Origin of the sequence: Marinobacter sp. DSM 26671 (assembly GCF_900112835.1) — a bacterium.
GTDB classification, from domain to species: domain Bacteria; phylum Pseudomonadota; class Gammaproteobacteria; order Pseudomonadales; family Oleiphilaceae; genus Marinobacter; species Marinobacter flavimaris.
This window is the reverse complement of record NZ_FONF01000020.1, coordinates 81,951-88,381: the sequence shown is the minus strand read 5'-3', so window position 1 is coordinate 88,381 and position 6,431 is coordinate 81,951. Positions and strand designations below refer to the sequence as shown.

Below are 6,431 nucleotides of genomic sequence, written 5' to 3'. Positions count from 1 at the left end.
TAGGCCAGAAGCAATGGCGCAACAATCAGACCGAAGCCCAAGCCAGTCGTGATCTGCACCAGGGCGCCGAGAAAACAGACAACCAGAATCAGGGGTTCCATGGACATAGTCGGGCCTAGAACATCCGCACGCTTTCAACACGGATGAATTCCATGCATTCACGTTTGATTTCCAGAAAATCAGTCTCAGAGGAGATCATTTGATCCGGTGGCCAGGGCAAGGAATTGGCATTGCCCTTCACGCTGCGCCTAGGCGCAGCGCTCGTTAGTAGAATGAGTTCAGACAGGAAGATCGACTCGTCCACGTCGAGAGTCACAAACACAATCGTGGTGTTGAATTCCTCCCACAAGTTCACCAGGATGTCTTGCATCATCAGACTGGTCTGGTAATCCAGCGGGGCAAAGGGTTCGTCCATCAATAGAATCCGTGGGTAGATTGCCAGCGCGTGGGCAATGTCCACCCGCTGCTGCATACCACCGGAGAGCTGGTCCAGATAGTGATGCTCGTACTTCTGCAACCCACCATTTCTAGGAAAAGATCCACGGTACGCAAGACTACCAAGTCACCGAACGCAAGCTTGCCACGGTCAATGAACTTTATAGCAATGGTTTCCAGGTCCTGTTTTGCAGTGTTCATAAACAATGGCGTTTCGCTGAATTAACCCAGATGGGCTCGCTCGATTTCCATGCCGAAGCGGGAGCAGTCGCCCCGGTAGTAAAGGTTCTTGTAAAGCAGGGACTGGCCGGCGCCGTCCAGAATTTTTTGCCAGATGCCCTGCTTCACCTTCTGAAAAAACGCCATTGGCATTACGTCTGTATCACTCGGTAGCCTTTCCATACCTGCCTCATCACAACCTGTTATAACCAGTTATATTCGCTACAGCATAGGCTGTGCCAAGCCTAAAATAACGCTTTATTTCAGGAGGTTGTGAGTTTTCGTATTTGTGGAGGTTGTGAAAAATGCGCTGCTCTGAGACAGAAAACCGGGCAAAGCACTCTTTATGTGCGAAGTTTGGCATCCGGTTTCTTCGGGAAGGCAGGCGTGTCTTAATACGGAATCGGAAATTGTCGTCGTCTATTGGCCCAGGGGCAGGCGAACTCAAAGGCTGTAAGGATAAAAAGCTATCACGGGTGTTTTCGAAATCAGACTGGGTCATGTTGGCCAGTTGGAGCCCCGCCACCAGGTAATAGGGGCTTTGCTGAGCAATTGCGTGGTCCAAAAGCTTAATGTATTCATGTTCTTCAATACTTATAAAAACCTAGTCGATTGGAGCATGAAAGCCCTTGATTTGGGCTGCGGCGAACGTTCGCTTTTGTTTAGAAGCGGGAGAAAAAGGTTCTGGCCAAAATCTGCGTAGCGCTACTCACCCGATTTCCCCCTAAAAACTCTAACGTTTTTACTTTCCAAGATTGCCGAGAGCCGGCGATTTTCGAGTTCAAGAGTCGCGTTTTTCGAAGCAAGTTCGTTGCGCTGCTCGGTCAAATCTACGATTTTTTCCCGTAACTGACGATTCTTGAAACGCTCTTCCTTGAGTTTCTCGTGCTTCTCGTCACGCTGTCTCTGGATCGCCTTGTTGGAATTGCCCCGGATGCGTTCCAGCATGTCTGGGTAGTCTTTGTGGATCAAGGCACGACTGACTCCGGCCTCTTCGGCAACAGCGGCCACCGAGACTTTCCTGCCCTTCTCAACGACCTTAGGCTGGCCTTTTTCCAATCGAACAATGGCCAGCCGAATACGCTTGTGGGTCTCGGATTCAGATGACGTCGACATCGGTCAGTTGCTCCTTGAGACGGTTGATGTCCACGCCGAGATCGGTCAACACCCTCTCGCAGCGTTCCATGGTGCGCTCGACCGTCTTTGATCCCGAGTCATCCAGATCATCGATCTGTCGAAGCTCAATCTGTTGCAGGTAAAGTCCTTCCCAGAACGGCTTTTGGCTATCGTCAATACAACCGTGCTCGCAATCCTCGCATTGGCCGCCTGCACAGTCCACGCCGGTATCGTTGGTACACCAGGCGATGCCGGTGGACCGCAGGTACACCAGCTCGCTGATGGCCTCAATCATCTCTTTCCGATCTTTATAGGTACGGACTTCTTCCGAGCGGCTTCGCATTTGGCGGATATGGCCGGCCATGCCACCGGAAAGCCGAGTATCAGGCTCCAACCAATGACCGACAATCGCCTGACGTTTGCCGTCAAAAGCGGCGTAGATTTCGTCATAGAGCTCCAGATCCTGCGCCTCGTTCATTGCATACAGGATGGTCATATCCAGGCTCCAGTGCTTGAAGTGATCTCGCAGATACCGCAAGTCACCCAGCTTGTGATGCACCACGTAGTTAGCAAAAGTACGCCGGAATTGGTGTGAAGCAAGCTTCCAATCTATCCCGAGGTCCTTCGCAAACTTCCCGAGCCTTCGGTGCAGAGCGAGGCCACTCAGCAGAGAAATACTGTTTCTCTTTTGCGTTAACTTGGTCAGACCGATGCAACCTGAGCACTTTTCAAGACAAGTCACTTTGTTCAGGTCTCCCACTACTTTGGCTTCTTTCAGCGCCTGCTCAAGTTCAGCCTGCAAGGGCTCTACCAGCCGCTCCAGCACCTTTACCGCCTCAATCGCAATCTCCGGGCACAGCCATGATGTTTCGCCCGCATGAGTTTTGTCCGAACGTGAGCCGAGGAAGTAGAACCGCTCGCCATCTCGAACTTCGCTGTACCACTGATCCCTCCGGATGTTTCCGAGTTCATGGGCCCGGATACCGGTCGTCGCCAGAATGATCACGAAACAACCGTCACGCAGGTCGCGCAGTGTCGTACCCAGTGCACCTAGCCCCTGATCCCAACCTCGGGTTTTCAAAAACTCGACCCGCTCCTCCCATTGATCGTTATGGTTTTTAGAACAGGGTTGGAAGTCAGCTAGGGCATCCCGATGCTTCAACAAGTCGTCGGCTCGATTGAGCAGAAATTCGGCGTGCTGGAACAGTTGCCGAAGAATGTCATCAGGAATGATGTCAGTCTTGGCCTTGTTTGATCTCTTATGTCCGGACAGCGCGATAGCCGAGCTTTCGGGCCATGGATGCTCAAATCCGTGGGAGGTATCGCGCAGTAATTTCCAGCTTCGTTCCACAGTCGACAAGCGATTCCACTTCGTCATGCTGCTAATTTGTTTCCCCGGCTTATGCGGCGGGGTCAAACGCTGGACGTATTGAACGTAGCGGACCGCTACGAGAGGCGTGACCTGCGCCAGACCGGAGATCCCCTGGTCGTGCAACCAGTTCAGCCAGAGCACCAGATTCTGGAAAATAGTGAAGACCGAGGCATTGCTCAGCGCCTTTTCGCCCCAGATTGTTCGGCCCATGAGGATTTTGGCTTCGGATCTCAGTTGATCGCCTTTGATCCGGGTAAAATCCATCCTCCGCTCGCAATCCCTCCGGTTTCCAGTGCTCTTGGCTCTGGGCAACCACCACTCCGGGTCTTCATACCGGGAAAGCGCATATAACACCCCATCGGCCCGGTCCGTGGTGATGATACCGTGAAGTCCTTCACCCTGGGGCAAAGCCCGCAGCAAACGTTCACGGTCGGCCAGCACCTCTGCGCCGGTAATCTTGCTCATACCGCCATCCTCGCCATGCTCAGGTCTCGCCAGAACGGGTGCGGCTGGTGTTTCGCTCTCTCGCGCTGTTCATTCACGAGCGCTTGACCAAAGTGAGGCGCAATCTCTTCATCGATCAGTCGAATCACTTGCTTGAGGTACTTGGTCCAGCGTTTGCCGCCGAAGGTGTCGTAATTGCGCAGGGCGGCCCAGTAGAAGCTGAACAGGCGATAGAGGTCATCGCCGGTCACCACGAAGCTCTTACATCGGAAGCAGCCGAGGTAGTCCTGACAGGGCTCGCCGTTTTTCGGGGCGCGCTGCCCGCGACGGACATCCTTGCACGACGAAACGGGTGTTCGGTCACTGGCGATAATATTCGGCTGGCTAAGAAGCTCCTGAACACGCGCCTCGCCTAAAAACCGCATGTCGGTTTCCGCTTCCGGTGGTGCTTCCCAGTAGTGGGCATTGCCCGTTGAGACGGCATGTCGGCCTGTTCTGGCCGCCACCAAGGGGTCCTGCCCCGACATTTCCCACACACGATTCAAGAGCGTCTGGCGCAGCCGGCTGACATTCAATGTGAGCGGTTTACCATCGTCCGTTTTAAGCTGGTGCTGGTCAACAAATGCGTTGATGCTGTAATTCAATATGGAGTTCGTCAGTCGGCATGCTTTGCCCACGAACTTGCTACGAGTTCCCTCGTAGACCAGCAGCCGATTTGAGTCATCGAACTGGGCGCGTGTCGTAGCGTTCCTCGCAACGATCAGATCAATGGCATCAGCGGCATAGAGATGGATACTGGCCATCTCTGACACTTCCTCAGACTTTCTCAGTGCGACAACTTGCGTGGCGTTACCACGACGTTTAAAGCTCACTAACAGCCGCAGGTTGGATTTGAGCGGGTGAGGCTGTACGCAGTCTGTGGTCAGCTCCAGGATGGGCGTCAGGTTCATTCCGGTCGACAGCGCAATGGACAAGACGCATACGGCCAAGTCATAGCGACCCAGTGGCTCCGAGTGAGCCACAATACGCTCCATGTCTTTTCGCAGCGCTTTGATCAAAAACCGCTTTTCATTCTTGCTAAGCGCCCTCTGGCCCTTAGTTCGCCTGTTAGAACTCGGAAACGGACTGGCAGGCCAGACCGTTTTCATATCCACTTCTGGCCAGAACCCGAACCGATGGCATGCCACAAGCAGAGATTTGGTATGAGAGAAGTAGTTTTTCTGCGCGCCGTATTTGAGGGGCTCGTTTCTCAAGTACTGGAGGAATTGTTTGATGCTGTCGGCGTCGAGATCGGCCATGGTAAGGCGCTCACCACTAGCGGCGTGGAGTAACGACAGGAAGGGCGCAAAGTTACGAAAGCCATCTTTCCAGTAACTCGCAATCGTGCTCGGGCTGAGAGACTTTCCATTGGTTTTGACGCTTTCTGCGACCAGCCTTTCGATTGTGCGTTGGCAGGCAGCGGTGATGTTGTCATAGCCCTGGCCGTAAAATGGCCCGAAGTCCGCATTTCTGGCGCTTGTTGCGTTTTCGGGAAACGCAACGACGGTGTTCGCCGGTTTTGAAACACGCGCCTGATCAACGGTGGTGATTGTCCCCTCGATTGCAGTCTCGCCACACTCCTGAACACCAACCTCATGCCTCTCTAGCGTGAAATCCTTTTTCATGCGCAGGCCGCCTCCTTCGCCGTTTCTTCAATTTCTCTCTGATAGCTTGTGCGCAAATCGTCTTCGATGTCGTCGAGGAAATGCAGGTATTTTTCCGTAGTCGTGATGCTGCTGTGGCCGAGGCGATCTCGGACATAGATCAACGGATTGAACGTGGTGCTCTTCCGTGACATCAGTGATTTCAACGTGTGCGTCGCGTATGTATGACGAAGGATGTGGGGATGGCAGGCGAACGACAGCTTCAATCGGTTCAGTTGATTGTTGAGCGAGGTTCGAATGCTCCAGGGGTTGCCCTTGGCGGTTACAAAGAGGGCTTTTGGGTCTGTCCCGTGTTTGCGGATCGTTTCGTGACGCTCGTGGATCACGTAATCCCAGAGATCCGTCATCAATGATATCGGCACATGGATCGTCCGTGGTTTGTCTCCCTTGGTGCTCATCTCTTGGGGATCAAGCTCAACCACCACATGACTTCGAGCCGAGATCGACCGGGGTGCAGATATGTAGTGAACTGGAATTGTCAGCAGCTCTTCTTTACGCAAACCCGTTAGCAACGCCAACCGAACGATCAATCGGAGAGTTTTGTTCTTGATGGTTTTCAGCAGCTCATCGACCTGCTCTTTGTTGAGGACTTTGATCTTGGTTGGCGTGGTTTTCAGCAGTACATCAGGCTTTACGGCATACCCCCCGGACGTGTCTGTGTGTGCCAGGAAACCCTTTGTCTGTCTGACTCTCACCGTTTCAAGGTCATACGGCAACGTGCTTACCCAACCTTGTTTGAGGGCAAACTGATAAAACTTGATCACCAGGTGAAGTCGTCGGTTTACCGTGGAGGCGCTAAGGTTAAATCGATCAAAAGAAACGTCGCGATACAGGGCTAACAGGGTTTCGTGATTTCGGTGATCAAGCTCTCTCCAATCAAACCCATTGGCTTCAATGAACTCGAAATAATCACACAGATCCCTTCCAAACGTTTCCCAACTACGTCGGCTTTGCACACTTCCACGTTTTAAGCAGTGATGAACGAGAAATTCCATTCCTTCGACAAACACATCATGATTGGATTTGAGAAGAATCGGGAACCCTTCATAGGAGTGGCCCCTGATTCCAAACTCTGGTGTAGCAAGAAGGAACTCCACCCTCGGATCTCCAATACTGTATTTTTGTTCAGTATAAAGGGGTGG

At 52.8% G+C, this 6,431-nt stretch carries 6 protein-coding genes; all 6 read right to left on the bottom strand.

The window, feature by feature from the left end; genetic code table 11:
* Nucleotides 1-115: 115 nt before the first annotated feature.
* Complete coding sequence (locus BM035_RS18125; RefSeq protein WP_092033542.1) at nucleotides 116-517, bottom strand: ATP-binding cassette domain-containing protein; 402 nt, start codon at nucleotides 515-517, stop codon at nucleotides 116-118.
* Nucleotides 518-657: 140 nt separating this feature from the next.
* A complete protein-coding gene (locus BM035_RS22445) occupies nucleotides 658-801 on the bottom strand; it encodes a hypothetical protein (RefSeq protein WP_217646360.1) in 144 nt (47 codons plus the stop codon).
* Between the two features lie 558 nt (nucleotides 802-1,359).
* The gene (locus BM035_RS18120) at nucleotides 1,360-1,770 is read right to left on the bottom strand and encodes a hypothetical protein (protein ID WP_008169873.1); all 411 of its coding nucleotides are present in this window, start codon (nucleotides 1,768-1,770) and stop codon (nucleotides 1,360-1,362) included.
* Complete coding sequence (locus tag BM035_RS18115; protein ID WP_008169875.1) at nucleotides 1,754-3,607, bottom strand: tyrosine-type recombinase/integrase; 1,854 nt, start codon at nucleotides 3,605-3,607, stop codon at nucleotides 1,754-1,756. The genes BM035_RS18120 and BM035_RS18115 overlap by 17 nt, the downstream gene beginning before the upstream one ends.
* A complete protein-coding gene (locus tag BM035_RS18110; protein WP_008169877.1) occupies nucleotides 3,604-5,250 on the bottom strand; it encodes a phage integrase SAM-like domain-containing protein in 1,647 nt (548 codons plus the stop codon). Before BM035_RS18110 ends, BM035_RS18115 begins: the two co-directional genes overlap by 4 nt.
* Complete coding sequence (locus BM035_RS18105; protein ID WP_092033539.1) at nucleotides 5,247-6,386, bottom strand: tyrosine-type recombinase/integrase; 1,140 nt, start codon at nucleotides 6,384-6,386, stop codon at nucleotides 5,247-5,249. The genes BM035_RS18110 and BM035_RS18105 overlap by 4 nt, the downstream gene beginning before the upstream one ends.
* Nucleotides 6,387-6,431: the final 45 nt, after the last annotated feature.